The sequence below is a fragment of the Streptomyces sp. NPDC058685 genome, from assembly GCF_042714725.1.
In the GTDB taxonomy this organism is placed as follows: Bacteria; Actinomycetota; Actinomycetes; order Streptomycetales; family Streptomycetaceae; genus Streptomyces.
In genome coordinates, this window is record NZ_JBHXSL010000011.1 from 46,421 (window position 1) to 64,843 (window position 18,423).

Consider the following 18,423-nt stretch of genomic DNA (forward strand, 5'->3'; position numbering starts at 1 on the left):
AACCCCCCGACGGGCCGGTCGTCACCACAGGTTCGTGAAGTTCACAACGGTCTTCGACTGATCGATGGCTGTGAACGCGGAGCCGTTCACGCTGGCGATGTTGCTGTGATTGGATGCGCCGGCGCCGCTCGCCACCTGCTGACTGGTGGTCGAATTGCCCCAGTTGCCGCCACCGACGCCGCTGCCGACGATCGATGCCACCGTCGCGTTCGATCCGTCGTCCGCGAACGCCCCGTTGTCGGCCGTGGCGACGCCCGAGAACAGGGCGGCCGTGAGGGGCAGGGCTGCGACAGCGGCGAGGACGCGGGCGGTACGGATGCTTGCCATGTCATTTCCTCCAGGAACCGGGACTGCGGAAGTACGGCTGGTTCCAGAGCAGTTGGCCGACCGCTCCGGATCGTGGTCACGACGTCGCGATCTCAGAGTTGCCCACCGAATCCCCGGCGAACCACCCATCCCGGAGCGATTCCCCCGCAAGCGTGAGGACATGTCGATAAACCCCCTTCTCCATCGCAGAACCGCAGCTCAGCGACGCGAAGGTGACAAAACCCAGTAGGCGCAAGGGGGGAAGCGTTACGGCATATTTTCGGCCAATCTCTCCCCCTTCCCTTCTTCGAACGCTTGTACGAAAATAGAGCCATGGCCATCACCGACCGGCAGAACGCGACCCTGGCCCTCGCCCACGCCCTCTCCGCCGCGGAGCGAGGGCTCCCCGTCATCCCCCTGTCCCCCACGAAGCTTCCGGCCCTGCGTTCCCCACACCACGGCGAGGCCGAGCCGGTCCTGTGCCGCGGCGAGTGCGGCCTCCCCGGCCACGGCGTCCATGACGCCACCACCGACCCGGCGGGCGTGCGCGCACTCTTCGGGGCCGCACCCTGGGCCACCGGCTACGGCATCGCGTGCGGCCGCCCCCCACACCATCTGATCGGCATCGACCTCGACACAAAGGCTCCGACCGACTCGGTCTCCGCACTCCAGCACCTGGCGCTGCGGCATCTGTTCACCATTCCGGAGACGGTCACCGTGCTCACCCCGAGCGGTGGCCGCCATCTGTGGCTGACGGGTCCGCCGGACGTGGTCGTACCGAACTCCGCGAGCCGGCTCGCCCCCGGCATCGACGTGCGCGGCGCGGGCGGCTATCTGGTCGGCCCCGGCTCGGTCTCCGCCCACGGTGCGTACCGGCTGGCCCCCGGCACCGCCGACCTCTCGCCCGCGCCGTGCCCCCGCGCCCTGCTCCGGCTCGTCGCACCCCCCGCGCGCTCCCGGCACGCCACGCGATCACGCCCGCCGCACGGCCAGGGCCTGGTCCAGTTCGTCCTGGCCGCACACGAAGGGCAGCGCAACACCCGTCTGTTCTGGGCGGCATGCCGGGCGTACGAGAACGGCATCGGGGAAGACCTCGCCGACGCCCTCACCGAAGCGGCGGTCCACGCGGGCCTGAGCGAACGCGAAGCCCGCGCGACGATCGCCTCGGCGGACCGGCTCACCACCGGCCGCGGCCGCTGAACGGGGGGAGGGAAACGGGGGAACGGGGAGGCGTGAGGGGTGCCTCACGAGGGGGGCACCCCTCACGCCGCCCGACCCTGCTCCCGATGTGGCCCACGCCACACGAATCCCCATGCGTGACCGTCGGCGGTCCGGGCACCAGCCCTGTCGAGGCCCCGTCGCGTATCCCCCGTCGCGATGGGGCCTCCCCCCTTTCACCTGGCCTTTTCTCCGCGGTCGAACGGACGGGCAGTCAGCCGACGAAACCGCTCTTGGTAACAGTTTGACCCGCTCACTTCAAGCCCATAGGTTCTGCCCCTGGCCTGATCCATGAGGACGGGCCCACCACAGTCCTTTGGGGGGACGTAATGCACTGGTACCTGGACGTGCTCAAGAAGTACGCGGTGTTCAACGGGCGGGCCCGCCGCCAGGAGTACTGGATGTTCACGCTGTTCAGCGTGATCATCAGCATTGTGCTGGCGATCGTCGACGGCGTGGCCGGCACGAGCCCCATCCTCGGCGGCATCTACACCGTCGCAGTGCTGCTTCCGACGCTGGGTGTCACCGTCCGCCGCCTCCACGACACGGACCGCTCCGGCTGGTGGATCCTGATCGGCATCGTCCCGCTGGTCGGCTTCATCGTCATGCTGGTGTTCCTCGCCAGCGAGGGCAAGCGCCACGACAACAGCTACGGCCCGGACCCGAAGCTGGTTCCGGCAACCTACTGATCGCCGCACCGGCCGCCGGGAACCGCTCTTTCCCGGCCGGCCCCCGAGCGCCGTGCCCGACGAGTCCGTCGGCCACGGCGCTCGGCCGTTTCCGCCCCCTTCGGATCGTTCCGCCCACCCCGCCGGACTTCTGGGCGCCGTTCCACTGGCAGGATCGCCTCATGACCGAATTCGGCTGGCGACGGGGACCCGACGATCCATTCCCGGAACAGATCCGGCGGGCGTGGCCGGCAACCGTGTCCGCGCTCCCCATAGGCACCCCTGTCACAGGTCAGGTCGTCGGCCGCCAACCGTTCGGCATCTTCATCCGCATTAACGGTTCTCCTCATGCGGTCGGCATGGCCGACACCGGCTCCATGCCGGCAGGCGGAACCCTGCCGGCACTGGGGGCCCAGGTCAGCGGCACGGTGGTCTGGCACACCGACAGCAGCTTCCAGGTGCGGATCCGACTGAGCGAGTGGCTCGACGATGCCTGACAGGTCCGGCGATCCCGCCGTGCTGTACCGGCCGAGCGAACACACAAGAACAGCCCCCGACCGATGCTGCTGGTCAGGGGCCGATCTCAGGGAACTGCACGCGGTGGGTGTGGGATTTGAACCCACGGTGACATCGCTGCCACGACGGTTTTCAAGACCGTTCCCTTAGGCCGCTCGGGCAACCCACCCACGCCCCGCCTCACCTGCCGCGGAACGGCCTACAGAGTACCGGGCCGACGCGGCGCGTCGCAGCACGCTTTCGATCACCGCCCCGGTGGCCACCGCCCGGCGAGAGCGGCCGTGTGACCACCGCACGGCCACTGCCCTCTGACCGCCGGGGACCGGGCGACGCCCGTCCCGGTGGCTCAGCTGTCGCCCTGGCGTTCACCGAGTACCACGTCGACCGTCTGTTCCTTGCCGCCGCGCTCGTACGTCAGCTTCACCTTGTCGCCCGGCTTGTGATTCCAGATCTCACTGATCAGTGTCGGGCCGCTGTCGATCGGCTTGCCGTTGAACTTGGTGATCACGTCGCCCGACTTCAGGCCGGCCTTCGCCGCCGGGCCGTCCGCGGTCACCGCCGCCGTACCGCCCGCGCCCTCCGTGGCGATCTTGGCCCCGGAGTCCTTGCCCGACATGTCGACCGTCGCGCCGATGACCGGGTAGACCGGCTTGCCCGTCTTGATCAGCTGTTCCGCGACGTTCTTCGCCTGGTTGATCGGGATGGCGAAGCCGAGTCCGATCGAGCCCGCCTGGGACTGGCCGAGGCCGCTGCCCGCCGACTGGATCGCCGAGTTGATACCGATCACCGCGCCGCGTGCGTCGAGCAGCGGGCCGCCGGAGTTGCCCGGGTTGATCGAGGCGTCCGTCTGGAGGGCGCTCATGTACGAATTCTTGCCGCTGGAGCCGTCACCGGAGGCCACCGGGCGGTTCTTGGCGCTGATGATGCCGGTGGTGACCGTGTTCGACAGTCCGAAGGGGGCGCCGATCGCGATCGTCGAGTCGCCCACGGCGACCCTCTGGGAATCGCCCAGGGCCAGCGGGTTCAGACCAGACGGCGCGTTCTTGAGCTTGATCACGGCCACGTCGTAGCCCTCGGCCCGGCCGACGACCTCCGCGTCGTACTTCTTGCCGTTGGAGAAGATGACCGAGAGCGTGCCCCCGTCCGCCGCCGTCGCGACCACGTGGTTGTTGGTGAGGATGTGGCCTTCCCTGTCGTAGACGAAGCCGGTGCCCGTGCCGGCCTCGCTCTCGCCCGTGCCGTCGGCACCGCTGCCGCCGGCCTTCGCCTCGATCGTGACCACGCTCGGCAGCGCCTTGGCCGCGACGGCCGCGACCGTGCCCGGCTCGCGCTGGATCTCCTTCGGGGTGTCCGCCGCGGAGACCGTCGTGGAGTTGATTCCGTCGTCATTGCGCTCGGCCGCCCAGTAGCCGATGCCACCGCCGACACCGCCCGCGACGAGGGCGGCGACGAGGATCGCCGCGGCCAGTCCGCCGGCTCGTTTCCGCCTCGGTCCCTCGCCCGCGTGCGCCGGAGCGCCCCAGACCGGGCCGTCACCGCCGGCACCGTGGGGCCCGCCGGCACCATGGGCGGCGTGTGCTCCGTGGGCGGCGTGTGCTCCGTGGGACCCGCCGCCGTAGGACGGCAGGCTGGGCGGGGGCGGCGGCCAGCCGCTGCCGGGCTGCTGAGATCCGGCCTGCGCCGCGGCGGGCACGGGATGCGGCAGCGGCGCGGTGGCGTGCTCGGGCTGGGGGGAGTGCCCGGGACGCTCGGCCGCGGCCGCGGCCGGCTCGGTGGGGTGAGTCCCGTCGTGGCGGGACGGGGCGGGATACGCGGCGTGCGTGGGCTCGGCTCCGGTGGGTCCCGAAAACTCGGGAGGGCCGGCCGGCACGGGAGGTACCGACGGGGCGGCCGGCCGCGCAGTGCCCTCGTTGCCCTCGTTCTCGGTGCTCACAGCTCTCTCCTCAGGTTCCACGTCGTGCGTCGTCGTGCTTCGTCCGGTGCCTGGCGGCGGTTCGTACTCCGGCCCTGATCGGGCGGGGGTGGCGGGCGGCGTTCGGCGCTGTCTCGGCGGGGACCGGTCAGCAACTGTCCGACGCAAGCTTTTCCCACAGCCCGTCAGGCCACTGTAAGCAGGACCTGTGTGTATTCCCGCAATCCTTTACTTCCGACAATCAGGACGCATCCCCAGAGCGCCGGACGGACCCGTCGCCGGGCCGCGTTCCGGGCCTGGGATCAGCCCCCTGCGCACGCCTTCCCCGTCTCGGTGACACCATGACGCGGTGACCCAAGCACGGCAGCACAACATCCAGGTCGTTGCCCACCGAGGTGCGTCGGAAGACGCCCCGGAACACACCCTCGCCGCCTATATGAAGGCGATCGACGACGGTGCGGACGCCCTCGAATGCGATGTACGCCTCAGCGCCGACGGCCATCTGGTGTGTGTCCACGACCGCCGGGTCAACCGGACGTCGAACGGCCGCGGCGCCGTGTCCGCCCTGGAGCTCGCCGACCTCAGCGCGCTGGACTTCGGGACCTGGAAGGGCCGCGAGGACTCCGCCGAGAGCCCGGACTGGGGTGACCCCTCCCTCACCTCGGTGCTCACCCTGGAGCGGCTGCTGGAGCTGGTCGCCGACTCGGGCCGCCGTGTCGAGCTGGCCATCGAGACCAAGCACCCCACCCGCTGGGCCGGGCAGGTCGAGGACCGGCTGCTCCAGCTCCTCGGCCGCTTCGGCCTCGCCGACCCGCCGACGCCCGCGGACTCTCCCGTACGCATCATGAGCTTCTCGGCCCGCTCGCTGCACCGGGTCTCGGTGGCGGCGCCGCGCATCCCCACCGTGTATCTGCTGCAGTTCGTCAGTCCGCGGCTGCGCGACGGACGGCTGCCCTCCGGCGCCCGGATCGCGGGGCCGGGCATACGGATCGTCCGCAACCAGCCCGGTTACATCGCCCGGCTCCACCGGGCCGGCCAGCGGGTCCACGTGTGGACCGTCAACGAACCCGAGGATGTCGATCTCTGCGTCCGGCTGGGTGTCGAGGCGATCATCACCAACCGGCCGCGGCAGGTGCTGTCCCAGCTGGGCCGTCTGTAACGCCCCTTACAGGGAGTGCACCGGCGCGTTCGGTTCGTATTCGATCGTTATGAGTGCGTCACTGGCCCGCCCTTGGCCGGTTTCCGGTCCAGTCCATTGGGGCATTCACACCGTGGCGTGGGGCAAAGGAGGTCTCGGGGGTGGCGTTTGTGGTGGCACAGGAGGTGCCCACGTCGTCGAGCATGGCCGTTCCCCATGGTCCTGCGGGCGTGGGAGCAGCACGACACCGTATGCAGGAACAGCTGCGCCGCAGCGGGGTGTCGGAATCGGTCGTCGACGATGCAGTTCTGATTCTGTCCGAACTACTCAGCAATGCCTGCCGGCACGGCAGACCGCTGGGGCGTACCGAGATCGGCGACGGGGACATCCGCGCCGAGTGGCGCGTCGACCAGGCGGGCCGGCTGACGGTCGAGGTGACGGACGGCGGCGGTCCCACGCGGCCGGTGCCCTCCACACCGTCGGTGACCGCGCGCGGCGGCCGCGGACTCAACATCATCACCGCGCTCGCCCAGGAGTGGGGTGTCCGCGACAGCGCGGGCGGCGAGGTCACCGTGTGGGTGATCGTGACGGAAGGGCACCGGCGCGAGGATTTCGCTACGCGCGTCGCAGGCCCGGGCTTCGACTTCGCCGAGGCGTACGACGACCTCGACTGACCTCCGGCGGAGCCAGCACCACGGCGCCGGGCCGACGGGGTACGACCACCCCGGGCCGGGACGAGAAGGGGCCGCGTGACGCGTACGCAGCGGTCCCGGCCGGCCCCCGGGCGACGAGACCACGACCCAGGTCCCCTGTGACCCGGGCACGACCGACGCTCCCGACGAAGTGAGCACGGCCGGGGCGAGTGTGCGGCGCTGTGCCACCGTGAGGGCGGCGGACGGCTAGGCTCGCGCCCACACACAGCACCGCCGCAATCGGGAGAAGCCGCACCATGGCCAAGAAGCGCCCCCAGACCAAGGCGTCGAAGCCTCCGCACACGGACCGGGGCCGCGCCGCAGGCGCCAATGAACCCGTACCGGTGGTCGGGGCGCGCGAGCCCTGTCCCTGCGGTTCGGGCCGCCGTTACAAGGCGTGTCACGGCCGCGCGGCCTCGCACGCCGTGACCGAGCTGGTCCAGCGTCCGTTCGAGGGCCTCGCCGGTGAATGCGACTGGGTCGCCCTGCGCGAACTGGTGCCCGCCGCGACGGTCGAGCTGACGCTGAAGGACGGACTGCCCGACGGCGTCCCGTCCGTGACGCTCGCGACCGTCCTGCCGATGGCGTGGCCGGCGCTGCGCCGCGACGACGGGTCGGTCCTCCTCGGCCTGCAGAACGACACGTCCTCCGGCGACCTGAGCCGCGACCTCGCCGACACCCTGAACCGCGCGCTCACCTCGCCTCCGGGCAACCCGGTCGCCGGCGAGCGGGTTTCCGGTGACGGTCCGCGACTTCAGGACCTCCTCGACCCGGACGCCGCGTTCGCGCCGGTCGTCCATTCCGGTTTCGAGTTCTGGATCCCTGACTCGGCGGAGAACGCCACGCCCGAGGTGTCAGCGTCACTGGAGCGCGCGAACGCCGCGGCGATCCCCACCGTGCGCCTGACGGGAGTCGACTCCGCCTACTGGTGCGAGACGCCGGACAAGAACCACCTGCGCTGGGTCATGCCGCACCCGGAGGAGAAGCTGCTGGACGCGCTGGCCCGGCTGCACGCATCCGGTGCCACCTCGCTCGGCGAGGGGACCCGTCTGGTCGGCTCGTTCCGGGCACACGGCCTGATGGTCCCCGTCTGGGACCTGCCGACCGGCATGGGCGCCGAGGAGTGCGAGAAGCCGGCGGCCGAGTTCGCCGAGCGGCTGTCCGAGGCGCTGGCCTCCGACGCTCCGCTTTCCCCCGAGGAGCGCCGCGCCCGCGGTGGTCTCACCAACCGCCAGGTGACCCTCAGCTGACATCCTTCCCGGCCGTGAGAAGCGACTGGTGACTCCGGTCACAACTCTCGCCGGGGGCAGCCGAATCGATGTCCGAATACCCGAGATCGAATTTGCGAACCGCCGATCTCTTGTTACCGTTCTAGAAGCCCGGTCGCTGGTGCATCCCCCGTCGCCAGCGACCGGGCGCTTCCATTTCCGCGGAGCGGTCCGTTCCGCGTGGACGCGTCAACTTCCCCCGCTGTCAGGGGAGTTGCTCCCGGACCTCAGCAGCAGTGGCGCATCGTCCGATTCCTCGGCAGGCGCGAACTCGGCAACTGCCGAATAATCCCCGGATGCACCCCGAGAAGGCTCCCGCGGTGTCTCACAAACACCCGGTTCGTCACCCGCTTCGACCGCACAGTTGGTCTGCAAAGTGCGCCCGCCGGGTCCCATCAGAGTGAGTACGGAACGCAATTCCTCACCCGTTGCATTCCGGTAGTACGTGCGCGCCCAGGCGTCGCCGCTCTGCGTCAGCACACAGGTCTGCGCCTCGACCCCGCCGGGCGAAGTGAGTTCCGGACCGCATCGTGCCGCGGAGGCGGGCAACACCGCCGGGCGGGCCGCGACGGGCGGTTCGGTGGGATCTGTTTCGGCCGTCTGCGGATCCGGGCGCGTACTTGACTTCGCGTCGATGACGGGTCCCCGCGCGGCGGGCGCGTCCGGCCACAGCAGCCCGTCGGCCGGTCCGGCGACGGCGGCCAGTGGCAACAGCGCGGCGACCACCACGACCGAGGCGATCCCGATCATGCGGAGATTCATGGCGCCCACCTGCCGACCGAGCGAATTCCTGACGGTGGGGCGACGATATCCGCGGAATACGGGCACGCGATGCGCCGCGCGCCCGATTCCCCGACAACTCGGGCCGGCTCCAACCCTTACGAGTGACGGAGCCGGCCCGAAGAAGCGCCTGTTCAGTAAGCCAGCCGGCTGCCGCCGTCCGGTGCGCTGGTGCTCGCCTCGACCAGCGCGTCCACCACCGCCTCCACGTCCGGCAGCCACGGAGCGGCGGAACCGGGCAGCGGAGCCCGTTCCCAGCGCACCTGGCCGGTTCCCACCTCCGCCGGAGGCAGCACCAGATATCCGCCCTCGCCGTGGAAGCGCAGCGAACTCGGCACGCAGTCCTTGACGAAGAGCAGTTCCCCGAGCTGTTCGAGGGTGTAGGGGGCCACGAGGAGCGACCACCGGGTGGGCGTCGCGACCACGGGGCCCAGCCGCATGTCCATGCGGTCGAGCGCCGAGAGCGCACGCGCCCCGGCCACCGCGGGAAGGCTCACGGCGCACGGCGCCTGCCCTCCTGTGGCCAGCACGATCGGAGCGGTCGGCCGGTTGGCCCACCACCAGCGCACCATCTGCTCGTCGGTCGTCGCCGCGAGAATGCCGGGGTCGAAGGGGTGCGCGCCGGGTACGACGCACTCGGGGTCCGGGCAGGCGCAACCGCGCCCGCGGTCACCGCGGCTTCCGGCCGCCTTCAGTCCCACACCGGGGAGGACGGGCCATTGCCACTCGGCGGCGTAGGTGAGCGCCGCTTGAAGCTGTACTGGCCCCCTCTTACGCCGGAACAGGAGCCTGCGTCGCCTTCCGAGGATCTCGCGCATGAGCGCTCGTTCCTTTCCGTTGAACGCCGAGGTCCACATCACAACATGTGTGCAGCTCTTCACTGTGCGTACAAGTCGGCGCATCACCGCCCCTTGCCGGTGGCATGGGCGACTCCCCGCTTCGTCTGCGACAGGATCGCCGCTCGGGGGCCGAACGTGGGCTGTAGTCCATTAAACGCATGGCGAGGGGTGGCGCGCGCGTGGCGCTTGCCGTCCCGTCAAAACTTTTCCCCGCCACCCGGGGATGCGGCGCGGCCCACGGCTGTTAGGACGCCCGGGCCCGTCGCCAGGTTCCGGGGCGGTGCCAACTGCCCCTGGCCGTCATCGTTTACGTACCCAGCACGTTTGGTATGACGCGTCCCTCCGGGGCCTGAGCCCTGGAGGAATCCACTGCCGATCGCCCTCAGTCGACCCCAATTCGCCGCCACCGGGTGCATTTTTCGGCCAAGTTCATGGTCACCTAGACACCACCAATCCCACTGGTCCAATGCTGGACATCCCCTTCCTTGTGCGTGTACATGTGGATGCATTGATAGCGGCGCAGAATGACATGGGGGTTTGCGATGCTATTGAGCGAAACGCACCAGTCGGAAGGCCGACTGCCATGAGCGCCCCTCACCTGCCGAAAGTGGCTGGAATCGATTCGGCAGTCCCCAACCCCACGCACACTGCCCACTCGCTGCCCTCCCTGCCCACCCCTCCCGGCGCGGTGATCCAGGACCGGCTGGCCGGCTGGGTCTCCGATCTCACGACCCTCCACGAGCTGACCGAGCGCCTGGCCCGGACCAGCACGCTGGACACGGCACTCCACGAACTGCTGCGCGCCGGCGCCGCCCTCGTCGGAGCGCGCCGGGGCATGGTCGTCCTCGAACCGGTGGCGGACCCCCAGCGCGCCGACTGCTTCGACGCGGACCACGGCCCCGCGTTCACGAAGGGCCTCGGACTCAGTCATGCCGAGCTCGGGCACATCGAGACCGTCCCGCGCCTCGCGACCGCGTACGGCCGCATCCTGGACGGCCGTCGCCCCGGTGGACTGCCCGGTCCGGCGACCTCCCCGGAAGCCGTCGCCCAGCCCGATCTGCTCGCCGACGAATCGCTCGACCCCCTGCACCGCGAAGTCGTGGTCCGCCTCGGCTACGCCGCCAGTTACACCCAGCCCCTCGCCTCCGAGGCCGCCGGCACCCTCGGTGCGGCCGTCTGGATGTACGACGAACCGGCCACCCCTGTGGAGCGTCAGCGTCATCTCGTCGGCCTCTACATGCGTTACGCCACCGAACACCTGGCCCGCCTGCTGGAACTGGAGCACGCGCGGGAGACCGTGGCGACCGTCGCCGAGGAACTGCTGCCGAGCCGCCTGCCCCGGGTGCCCGGGGTCCAGCTCGCCGCCCGCCACCGCACGGGCCCGCAGGGCGGGGGCGACTGGTACGACGCGCTGCCGCTGCCGGAAGGCGCTCTGGGCCTCGCCGTCGGGTCCGTCAGCGGATCCGGCCCGAGCGCGCTCGCCGCGATGGGCCGGCTGCGCGCCTCCCTGCGGGCGTACGCCGTGATGGAGGGCGAGGACCCCGTCGCCGTCCTGTCCGACCTCGAACTGCTGCTGCGGCTGACCGAACCCGCCCGTACCGCCACGGCGCTGTTCGCCTACGCCGAACCGGCGGTCGGGAAGATCGTGCTCGCCGGGGCCGGGCACACACCGCCGTTGCTCATCAGCGAGCACCGCACCGAGTTCGTTGAGACCTCCCTGTCCGCGCCGCTGGGGATGCTCGCGTGCTGGGAGGCGCCCAGCGTCGAGATCTCGCCCGAGCCGGGAGAAACGGTGCTGCTCTACACCGACGGACTGCTGCGACGGACCGGCGACCCGATGGACCGGGCGTTCGCACGGCTGCACGCGGCCGCCGCGAGCGTCCCCAGGGCGGCCCGCCATGACCCCGCCGCCATCGCCGACCACGTACTGCGCACGGTGCTCCCGGACGGTCTCGACCGGGACGGGACGGGAGAGGACGTCGTCCTGCTGGCCGCCCGCTTCGACTGATTCCTCACACGTTGTCCACAGGGCGACAGGACGTCTTCCCCTCGCACATACGATGGACAGCGGTCCAGTGTCGTATCGAGGAGGCAGACGTGGCCGAGGAGCTCATCCCGGCGGATTCCGACGAGGCCGCTGCGGCAGCGGGCGCGGAAGAAGAAGAGCAGCCGATCAAGCAGCGCAAGAACGGCCTGTACCCGGGCGTGTCCGACGAGCTCGCGGAGAACATGACGAGCGGCTGGGCGGACACCGAGCTGCGCGGCCTGGAGCCCATCGCTCAGGCGGCGCACACCGCCGACCGCCGCGCGGCGCTCTCGGCGCGCTTTCCCGGTGAGCGTCTGGTGATCCCTTCCGGGAATCTGAAGACCCGCTCCAATGACACGGAGTACGCGTTCCGCGCGTCCACCGAGTACGCCTACCTCACCGGTGACCAGAGCGAGGACGGCGTCCTCGTCCTGGAGCCGCAGGGCGGCGGCCACCGCGCCACGATCTATCTGCTGCCCCGCTCCGACCGGGAGAACGGCGAGTTCTGGCTGTCCGGCCAGGGCGAACTGTGGGTCGGCCGCAGGCACTCGCTCGCGGAGGCCGAGCAGCTGCTGGGCATCCCCGCCAAGGACGTGCGCGAACTGCCCGAGAAGCTGCGCGAGGCGACCGGCCCGGTCCGCGTCGTGCGCGGGCACGACGCGGCCGTCGAGGCCGCGCTGACCGACAAGGTCACCGCGGAGCGCGACGAGGAGCTGCGGGTCACCCTCTCCGAGGCGCGCGCCGTCAAGGACGCGTTCGAGATCGGCGAGCTGCAGAAGGCGTGCGACTCCACCGCTCGGGGCTTCGAGGACGTCGTCAAGGTCCTCGACAAGGCCGAGGCCACCAGCGAGCGGTACATCGAGGGCACGTTCTTCCTGCGCGCCCGCGTCGAGGGCAACGACGTCGGCTACGGCTCGATCTGCGCCGCCGGACCGCACGCGACCACCCTGCACTGGGTGCGCAACGACGGCCCGGTCCGCTCCGGCGACCTGCTGCTGCTGGACGCCGGCGTGGAGACCCACACCCTCTACACCGCGGACGTCACCCGCACGCTGCCGATCAACGGCCGCTACAGCGAGTTGCAGCGCACCATCTACGACGCGGTGTACGACGCCCAGGAGGCCGGTATCGCGGCCGTCAAGCCGGGTGCCAAGTACCGCGACTTCCACGACGCCGCTCAGCGTGTGCTCACCGAGCGGCTCGTCGAGTGGGGTCTGGTCGAGGGGCCGGTGGAGCGGGTGCTGGAGCTGGGTCTTCAGCGCCGCTGGACGCTGCACGGCACCGGCCACATGCTCGGCATGGACGTCCACGACTGCGCCGCGGCGCGCACCGAGGCGTATGTCGACGGGACGCTGGAGCCGGGCATGTGCCTGACCGTGGAGCCCGGGCTCTACTTCCAGGCGGACGACCTGACCGTGCCGGAGGAGTACCGCGGCATCGGCGTCCGGATCGAGGACGACATCCTGGTCACCGAGGACGGCAACAGGAATCTGTCGGCGGCGCTTCCGCGCCGGGCCGACGAGGTCGAGGCCTGGATGGCGGCACTCAAGCAGAGCTGAGTCGGAGCACTCGGAACACACTGAGTCGGACCGCCCGAACGGGCCGGGCCGCTCGGGATCGGGAGGGCGTGGCTGCCCCGGTCGTGCGGGACGGATCCTCGGACGAGGACGTCTCACGAGACCTTGAGCAGCGCGTCCTCCCGCCATTTGAGGACCTTGTCGAAACTGACCACCGCTCCGCGCCCCGGCCGGTTGCCGAAGTGGACGTGGTCGGCGAGCTGCTCGATCAGACAGAGGCCCCGGCCGCTCTCGGCGAACGCCGGAGCCTGCGGCAGGGTGTACGCACAGCCCGCGGCGTGGACCGGGAATCCGGGACCGGAGTCGGAGACTTCGATACGGCACGTCTCGCCGTCCAGATACGCGGTGACGCAGTAGTCCGCCGAGGCTTCGCCGAGGCCCTTGTCGCCGCCGTGCTCGACGGCGTTCGCACAGGCCTCACTGAGAGCGACCGAGAGGTCGAACGAGATGTCGGGGTCGACGCCCGCGGTCTCCATCGTGCCGAGCAGCAGGCGCCGGGCGAGCGGGATGCTCGCGGCTTCGCGCCGCAAGTGGAGTGACCACCAGATGCTCATGCTCCAGCCTCCTGGCCGCGGCTCGACATACCGATACGTATTGCCCCAAGGCACGCTCGGTAAGCGCAGGGTTGAGGTGATTGCGCTCATTCGGCCGACGCGCGCCATCAGGGCGGCGGTGTATACCGCCAAAGCGGATCTTCCGGACCTGCCGTACGGGGCCCGTTGACGCAGTGCGATGATGACCCGGCCATGTCGTCCCCACCCGTTGCACGTACCGGAGCCGGTCTGCGGCTGCTGAGGGCCGCGGTGTTCACCGCGGTCTGTGTCGTGCTGTCCGGGACGGGGCATGCGATCGCCGCCTGTGAAGGCGTCGCCGCGTGGTCGCTCGCGGTCGGCTTCGTGGCCATGTTCGTGCTGGTCCTGCCCTTTGCGGGTCGTGTTCGCACACTGCCGTCGATCGCCGTGGCCCTGAGCGTCGGACAGCTCGCCCTGCACGCGCTGTTCGGTCTGGGACAGCATCAGCTGCGGCTCGCACCGTCGGCGGACGACGCCCTGATCCGTACGGCGGCGAAGCTGGTCTGCGGGGCCGGCGCCTCGTCCCTGAGTACCGCGGACGCACACCGGATCGTCACCGCGGCGGGTGTCACCCCGCCGGGGCACGGCGCGCACGCCTCTGTGACGCATTCCACAGTGCCGCAGGCGGAGCTGTGGCCTTCGCTTCCGATGCTGCTGGGGCATCTGCTGGCGGCTCTCGCGACCGGCTGGCTGCTGCGCCGCGGAGATCTGGCACTGGCCCGGCTGATCCGGCTGTCGGCCGACTCCGCCCAGGACGTGGCCGAGGCCGCCTGGCTGCGGCCGTTGCGCGCCGCGCTCGCTCTCGTACGGGCGTTGCGCGGCGGGCTCGTACGAACCCCTCTGCCCGGTGCGCGCGCCGTAGCGGCATCGGCCGGCCCTCCCCCGACGGCAGCGGGCGAGGCACTCCAGCACACGGTGATCAGGCGCGGGCCGCCCGCCCGCCTCGAACTCGCAGCCTGACGCGGCCCACTCGACGGGAGTGGTGCCGTGGTGCCCGCGCACGGCACACATCACCTCTCCTCACCAGTGGAGTGTTCCCAAGCCATGAACCTTTCCCGTATCGCCGTCGTGTCCGGTGTCGCCGCCTCCAGCGTGCTGCTGCTGTCCGGCACCGCTTTCGCGCACGTCAGCGTCCAGCCGCAGGGCGAGGCCGCCAAGGGCGGCTACGCCACGGTCAACTTCAAGGTCCCCAACGAGCGTGACAACGCCTCGACCGTGAAGCTCGAGGTCAACCTGCCGGCCGACCACCCGATGGCGTCCGTGATGCCGCAGCCCGTTCCCGGCTGGAAGGCCGTCGTCACCAAGACCAAGCTGGCCAAGCCGCTCGAGGTGCACGGGAAGCAGATCACCGAGGCCCCGTCCAAGATCACGTGGACCGCGGCCGGCGGCAAGATCGCTCCGGGTGAGTTCCAGCAGTTCCCGGTCTCTCTCGGGCGGCTGCCCGAGGACACCGACCAGCTGGTGTTCAAGGCGCTCCAGACGTACGACAACAAGGAGGTCGTGCGCTGGATCGAGGAGGCGAAGGAGGGCGCGGCCGAGCCCGAGTCCCCCGCGCCGGTCCTGAAGCTGTCGGCCGCCGCCGAGGACGGCCACGGCGCCGCGGGTGCCGCCGCCTCGAAGGCCGGCGCCAAGGGCACCGCGGCCGACGACGCCAAGACCGAGACGGCCTCCGCCGACGACACGGACACCTTCGCCCGCGTCCTCGGCATCGTCGGCATCCTGATCGGCGCCGCAGGTGTCGCCTTCGGTGTCCTGGCCGGCCGCCGCCGCACCGCCTGATCCCCCCATCACTTCCGGGAACTCTTCCTCATGCGCAAGAAGACCGCTCTGGCGGCCGCACTCGTTGCGGCCGCCGGGCTCACCCTGTCCGCCTGCTCCGACGGCGGAGAATCCGCCAAGAGCCCTGTCGCCGATGTCTCCGCCCAGCAGAACGCCGAGGCGGCGACCGTGCTCGACCAGCCGTTCGCCAAGCCGAACCTGGTCCTCACGGACACCTCAGGCAAGAAGTACGACCTGCGCGCGCGCACCAAGGGCAAGCCGACGCTGATCTATTTCGGCTACACGCACTGCCCCGACGTCTGCCCGCTGACGATGAGCAACATCGCCATCGCCAAGAAGAAGCTGCCCAAGGCCGACCAGGACAAGCTCCAGGTCGTCTTCGTCACCACCGATCCGGAGCGGGACACCCCCGCCGAGCTGGCCAAGTGGCTGCCCAGCGCCGGCGACGCGTCCTTCACCGGGCTGACCGGCGAGTTCGCGGCCATCCAGGCCGGCGCGCGTCAGATCGGCATCGGCATCGACCCGCCGAAGAAGGAGAAGGACGGCACGGTCGTGTCGATGCACGGCGCCCAGGTCGTCGCCTTCTCCCCGAAGACGGACGCGGGCTATGTGCTCTACGGCGAGGACACCACGGCGGACGACTACGCCAAGGACCTGCCGAAGCTGATCCGCGGGGAGAAGCCGTGAGCCGCGGCAGGACACTCGCCTGCGTCATATCCCTGTCCGTGGGGCTGGCGCTGGCGGGCTGCTCCTCGGACGGCACGCCGGAGTTGAAGGTCAGCGGCGGGTTCATGCCGCAGCCGGTGACCGACATGGCCGCCGGTTTCCTGACCGTGCACAACGGCGGCGGCCAGGGCGACAAGCTCACCTCCGTCACCAGCGCCATCTCCGACGACGTCACGATCCACGAGACGAAGGACCAGCGGATGCGGAAGGTGGAGGCCTTCGACATCCCGGCCGACGGTGAGCTCGACCTCGAACGCGGTGGCAACCACATCATGTTCATGGCGCTCAAGAAGCAGCCCAAGCAGGGCGAGAAGGTCGCCGTGGAACTGCACTTCGAGAAGTCCGACCCGATCACGGTTGAACTCCCCGTCAAGGCTCCCACGTACAACCCGACGGAACACTGAGCACCGAGGGGACTGAACCACGCCATGACAACCACCGCCCCGCGCCTCGGCCCATCCCCGGTCCGACTGCTGCTGGCCGCGACCGTGTTCCTGGGCACGCTCCTCGGAGCGCTGCTCACCGCGGCGAGCCCGGCCGCCGCCCATGCCGCTCTGACCGGGAGCAATCCGAAGGACGGGGCGGTGGTCGCGACGGCCCCCACGGAGGTGACGCTCACCTTCTCCGAGCAGATCGCGATGGGCAACGACTCGATCCGGGTCCTCGAACCGAGCGGCAAGCGCGCTGACAAGGCCAAGATCCGCGACATGTCCACCGGCGGCAAGGTCGGTTACGGCGTCGATCTGCTGCCGGGCCTGCCCGACGGCACGTACACCGTGGCCTGGCAGGCCGTCTCCGCCGACAGCCATCCCGTCTCCGGCGCCTTCACCTTCTCGATCGGGGCGCCCTCCGAGACCGAGGTCGCCCTTCCCGACGACGAAGCGGGCGGCGGGCTGGTCGGCCTGCTCTACGACATCGCGCGCTACGCCGCGTACGCGGGATTCGTCCTGCTCGCGGGCGGCGCCGCGTTCGTCCTGCTCTGCTGGCAGCGCGCCGCGTCCGTCCGGCCGGTCCAACGGCTCGTCGCGTACGGGTGGGTGACGCTGACCGCCTCCACCCTGGCGATGCTGCTGCTGCGCACCCCGTACACCGGGTCCGGAAAGCTCGCCGACGCCTTCGATCTGAGCGGGCTGCGGGACGTCCTGGAGACCAAGACCGGAGCCGCGCTCGTCTCCCGGCTGCTGCTGCTCGGCGCGGCCGCCCTGTTCATCGCCGTGCTGTTCGGCGCGTACGCGAGGCGGGAGGACGCGGCCGAGAAGAAGGACCTCACCTTCGGGCTGGCCATGGGCGGCACCGTCGTCGCGGCCGGTGTCGCTGCCACCTGGGCGTTGTCGGAGCACGCGTCGACCGGAATCCAGCCCACCGTCGCGATGCCGGTGGACGTCCTGCATCTGCTGGCCGTCGCCGGCTGGCTCGGCGGTCTCGCGACGTTGCTGACCGCGCTGTACCGGGCACCGTCCATCGAACCATCGGCCGTGCACCGTTTCTCCCGCGTCGCCTTCATCTGCGTCGTGACGCTGACGGTGACCGGGCTGTACCAGTCCTGGCGGCAGGTCGGCTCGTGGTCGGCGCTGACCGGGACGTCGTACGGGCAACTGCTGCTCGCCAAGGTGGCGCTGGTCGTCGTCATGGTCGGTGTGGCGTGGGTGTCGCGGCGCTGGACCGCACAGCTTGCCGAGGCGAAGCAGGCCGAGCAGTCGGTGCGGACCGAAGAGGCGGAGACGGAACAGGCCGAGGCGGAGCCCGCCGCCGTGACCGTTCCCGACGACTCCGCCACGACCGCGGCCGGCTCGGGCGGACAGGGCGAAGGGGCGGACCCCGAACGGGCCGCCCAGCTCGCCCGCCAGCAGGCCGCCGTCGCCACCGCGGCCAAGAAGAAGGCCAGGGACGCCGATCCCGTGCGGTCCGGGCTGCGCCGTTCCGTCCTGGCCGAGGCGGCCGTCGCCGTCGCCCTGCTCGCCGTGACCACCGTGCTGACGTCGACCGAACCGGGCCGTACGGAGGAGGAGGCGGCCAGGATCACCGGCAGCTCCGCACCGGGCGCCGACGCACCGGCGCCCGGCCCCGCCGAGATCACCCTGCCCTTCGACACCGGCGGCCAGAAGGGCAAGGGCACGGTCCGGCTCACGCTCGGTCCGGCGAGCCCGGGCGCCAACGAGATGCACCTGTGGCTCACCGACCCGGCCGGCAAGCCGATGGAGGTACCCGAGGTGAAGGTGTCGTTCACGCTGGTCGCCAAGCAGATCGGCCCTCTGCCCATCAGGCCCGAACGGCTCCCTGCGGGACACTGGACCGCGGCCGCGGTCCAGATCCCGATGCCCGGTGAGTGGCAGGTCCAGGTGACCGTGCGGACCTCCGACATCGACCAGGCCACCATCGACAAGAACGTGAAGATCGGCTGATCCA

General features: G+C 70.7%; 18 protein-coding genes and 1 tRNA gene. 13 read left to right on the forward strand and 6 right to left on the reverse strand.

All coding sequences use genetic code 11. The features are described 5' to 3' along the window. Window positions 1-21 precede the first annotated feature (21 nt). Complete coding sequence (locus ACFWU3_RS12960; protein ID WP_313945397.1) at window positions 22-327, reverse strand: hypothetical protein; 306 nt, start codon at window positions 325-327, stop codon at window positions 22-24. 312 nt (window positions 328-639) lie between these two features. Between ACFWU3_RS12960 and ACFWU3_RS12965 the strand changes: the two genes are divergently transcribed. The 3 genes from ACFWU3_RS12965 (at window position 640) to ACFWU3_RS12975 (ending at window position 2,689) form a co-directional block, all read left to right on the forward strand. Beyond that, window positions 640-1,506: a bifunctional DNA primase/polymerase gene (locus tag ACFWU3_RS12965; protein ID WP_384435361.1), complete on the forward strand. Its 867-nt coding sequence runs from the start codon at window positions 640-642 to the stop codon at window positions 1,504-1,506. A 347-nt stretch (window positions 1,507-1,853) separates the two neighbouring features. Then, window positions 1,854-2,213, forward strand: a complete 360-nt coding sequence (locus ACFWU3_RS12970; protein ID WP_384435364.1) for a DUF805 domain-containing protein — start codon at window positions 1,854-1,856, stop codon at window positions 2,211-2,213. Between the two features lie 161 nt (window positions 2,214-2,374). Next, a complete protein-coding gene (locus ACFWU3_RS12975) occupies window positions 2,375-2,689 on the forward strand; it encodes a hypothetical protein (protein WP_384435367.1) in 315 nt (104 codons plus the stop codon). A 101-nt stretch (window positions 2,690-2,790) separates the two neighbouring features. Here ACFWU3_RS12975 and ACFWU3_RS12980 read toward each other — a convergent pair. Both ACFWU3_RS12980 and ACFWU3_RS12985 read right to left on the reverse strand, forming a co-directional pair. After that, window positions 2,791-2,877: transfer RNA gene (locus tag ACFWU3_RS12980), tRNA-Ser, on the reverse strand. A 177-nt stretch (window positions 2,878-3,054) separates the two neighbouring features. Beyond that, on the reverse strand, window positions 3,055-4,641 hold the full coding sequence (locus ACFWU3_RS12985; protein ID WP_384435370.1) for a S1C family serine protease: 1,587 nt from the start codon (window positions 4,639-4,641) through the stop codon (window positions 3,055-3,057). A gap of 328 nt (window positions 4,642-4,969) precedes the next feature. Here ACFWU3_RS12985 and ACFWU3_RS12990 point away from each other — a divergent pair, with 328 nt between their 5' ends. The 3 genes from ACFWU3_RS12990 (at window position 4,970) to ACFWU3_RS13000 (ending at window position 7,700) form a co-directional block, all read left to right on the forward strand. Continuing rightward, the gene (locus ACFWU3_RS12990; RefSeq protein ID WP_384435373.1) at window positions 4,970-5,779 is read left to right on the forward strand and encodes a glycerophosphodiester phosphodiesterase; all 810 of its coding nucleotides are present in this window, start codon (window positions 4,970-4,972) and stop codon (window positions 5,777-5,779) included. A 53-nt stretch (window positions 5,780-5,832) separates the two neighbouring features. Next, window positions 5,833-6,432, forward strand: coding sequence for an ATP-binding protein (locus ACFWU3_RS12995; protein ID WP_340474062.1), 600 nt, complete (start codon window positions 5,833-5,835; stop codon window positions 6,430-6,432). Between the two features lie 275 nt (window positions 6,433-6,707). Next, on the forward strand, window positions 6,708-7,700 hold the full coding sequence (locus ACFWU3_RS13000) for a DUF5926 family protein (RefSeq protein ID WP_384435376.1): 993 nt from the start codon (window positions 6,708-6,710) through the stop codon (window positions 7,698-7,700). A 207-nt stretch (window positions 7,701-7,907) separates the two neighbouring features. On the opposite strand, the gene ACFWU3_RS13005 is transcribed toward ACFWU3_RS13000, so the two are convergent. Both ACFWU3_RS13005 and ACFWU3_RS13010 read right to left on the reverse strand, forming a co-directional pair. Then, on the reverse strand, window positions 7,908-8,480 hold the full coding sequence (locus ACFWU3_RS13005) for a hypothetical protein (RefSeq protein ID WP_384435379.1): 573 nt from the start codon (window positions 8,478-8,480) through the stop codon (window positions 7,908-7,910). 152 nt (window positions 8,481-8,632) lie between these two features. After that, entirely contained in the window at window positions 8,633-9,316 is a 684-nt protein-coding gene (locus ACFWU3_RS13010; protein ID WP_384435382.1) for a bifunctional DNA primase/polymerase, read from the reverse strand. A 487-nt stretch (window positions 9,317-9,803) separates the two neighbouring features. Here ACFWU3_RS13010 and ACFWU3_RS13015 point away from each other — a divergent pair, with 487 nt between their 5' ends. Together ACFWU3_RS13015 and ACFWU3_RS13020 are read left to right on the forward strand one after the other, a co-directional pair. After that, window positions 9,804-11,345 (forward strand): PP2C family protein-serine/threonine phosphatase, encoded by a 1,542-nt coding sequence (locus tag ACFWU3_RS13015; protein WP_384435385.1) that lies wholly within the window; start codon window positions 9,804-9,806, stop codon window positions 11,343-11,345. Window positions 11,346-11,434: 89 nt separating this feature from the next. Then, on the forward strand, window positions 11,435-12,922 hold the full coding sequence (locus ACFWU3_RS13020; protein WP_384435388.1) for an aminopeptidase P family protein: 1,488 nt from the start codon (window positions 11,435-11,437) through the stop codon (window positions 12,920-12,922). A 113-nt stretch (window positions 12,923-13,035) separates the two neighbouring features. Here the strand turns inward: ACFWU3_RS13020 and ACFWU3_RS13025 are convergent, their stop codons facing one another. Then, entirely contained in the window at window positions 13,036-13,494 is a 459-nt protein-coding gene (locus tag ACFWU3_RS13025; protein WP_384435391.1) for an ATP-binding protein, read from the reverse strand. A gap of 192 nt (window positions 13,495-13,686) precedes the next feature. On the opposite strand from ACFWU3_RS13025, the gene ACFWU3_RS13030 reads away from it, so the two are divergent. The 5 genes from ACFWU3_RS13030 (at window position 13,687) to ACFWU3_RS13050 (ending at window position 18,419) form a co-directional block, all read left to right on the forward strand. Next, window positions 13,687-14,472: a hypothetical protein gene (locus ACFWU3_RS13030; protein WP_384435394.1), complete on the forward strand. Its 786-nt coding sequence runs from the start codon at window positions 13,687-13,689 to the stop codon at window positions 14,470-14,472. Window positions 14,473-14,556: 84 nt separating this feature from the next. Then, on the forward strand, window positions 14,557-15,291 hold the full coding sequence (locus ACFWU3_RS13035) for a YcnI family protein (protein ID WP_384435397.1): 735 nt from the start codon (window positions 14,557-14,559) through the stop codon (window positions 15,289-15,291). Window positions 15,292-15,321: 30 nt separating this feature from the next. After that, on the forward strand, window positions 15,322-15,978 hold the full coding sequence (locus ACFWU3_RS13040; RefSeq protein WP_384435400.1) for an SCO family protein: 657 nt from the start codon (window positions 15,322-15,324) through the stop codon (window positions 15,976-15,978). After that, window positions 15,975-16,421, forward strand: coding sequence for a copper chaperone PCu(A)C (locus ACFWU3_RS13045; RefSeq protein ID WP_384435404.1), 447 nt, complete (start codon window positions 15,975-15,977; stop codon window positions 16,419-16,421). The genes ACFWU3_RS13040 and ACFWU3_RS13045 overlap by 4 nt, the downstream gene beginning before the upstream one ends. Before the next feature lie 24 nt (window positions 16,422-16,445). After that, entirely contained in the window at window positions 16,446-18,419 is a 1,974-nt protein-coding gene (locus ACFWU3_RS13050; protein WP_384435407.1) for a copper resistance protein CopC, read from the forward strand. Window positions 18,420-18,423 lie beyond the last annotated feature (4 nt).

Excerpts from the sequence above, each read along its gene's own strand:
- ACFWU3_RS12960 (WP_313945397.1), bottom strand. The coding sequence starts at position 327 with ATGGCAAGCATCCGTACCGCCCGCGTCCTCGCCGCTGTCGCAGCCCTG.
- ACFWU3_RS12965 (WP_384435361.1), top strand. The coding sequence starts at position 640 with ATGGCCATCACCGACCGGCAGAACGCGACCCTGGCCCTCGCCCACGCC.
- ACFWU3_RS12970 (WP_384435364.1), top strand. The coding sequence starts at position 1,854 with ATGCACTGGTACCTGGACGTGCTCAAGAAGTACGCGGTGTTCAACGGG.
- ACFWU3_RS12975 (WP_384435367.1), top strand. The coding sequence starts at position 2,375 with ATGACCGAATTCGGCTGGCGACGGGGACCCGACGATCCATTCCCGGAA.
- ACFWU3_RS13000 (WP_384435376.1), top strand. The coding sequence starts at position 6,708 with ATGGCCAAGAAGCGCCCCCAGACCAAGGCGTCGAAGCCTCCGCACACG.
- ACFWU3_RS13005 (WP_384435379.1), bottom strand. The coding sequence starts at position 8,480 with ATGAATCTCCGCATGATCGGGATCGCCTCGGTCGTGGTGGTCGCCGCG.
- ACFWU3_RS13010 (WP_384435382.1), bottom strand. The coding sequence starts at position 9,316 with ATGCGCGAGATCCTCGGAAGGCGACGCAGGCTCCTGTTCCGGCGTAAG.
- ACFWU3_RS13015 (WP_384435385.1), top strand. The coding sequence starts at position 9,804 with ATGCTGGACATCCCCTTCCTTGTGCGTGTACATGTGGATGCATTGATA.
- ACFWU3_RS13025 (WP_384435391.1), bottom strand. The coding sequence starts at position 13,494 with ATGAGCATCTGGTGGTCACTCCACTTGCGGCGCGAAGCCGCGAGCATC.
- ACFWU3_RS13030 (WP_384435394.1), top strand. The coding sequence starts at position 13,687 with ATGTCGTCCCCACCCGTTGCACGTACCGGAGCCGGTCTGCGGCTGCTG.
- ACFWU3_RS13035 (WP_384435397.1), top strand. The coding sequence starts at position 14,557 with ATGAACCTTTCCCGTATCGCCGTCGTGTCCGGTGTCGCCGCCTCCAGC.
- ACFWU3_RS13040 (WP_384435400.1), top strand. The coding sequence starts at position 15,322 with ATGCGCAAGAAGACCGCTCTGGCGGCCGCACTCGTTGCGGCCGCCGGG.
- ACFWU3_RS13050 (WP_384435407.1), top strand. The coding sequence starts at position 16,446 with ATGACAACCACCGCCCCGCGCCTCGGCCCATCCCCGGTCCGACTGCTG.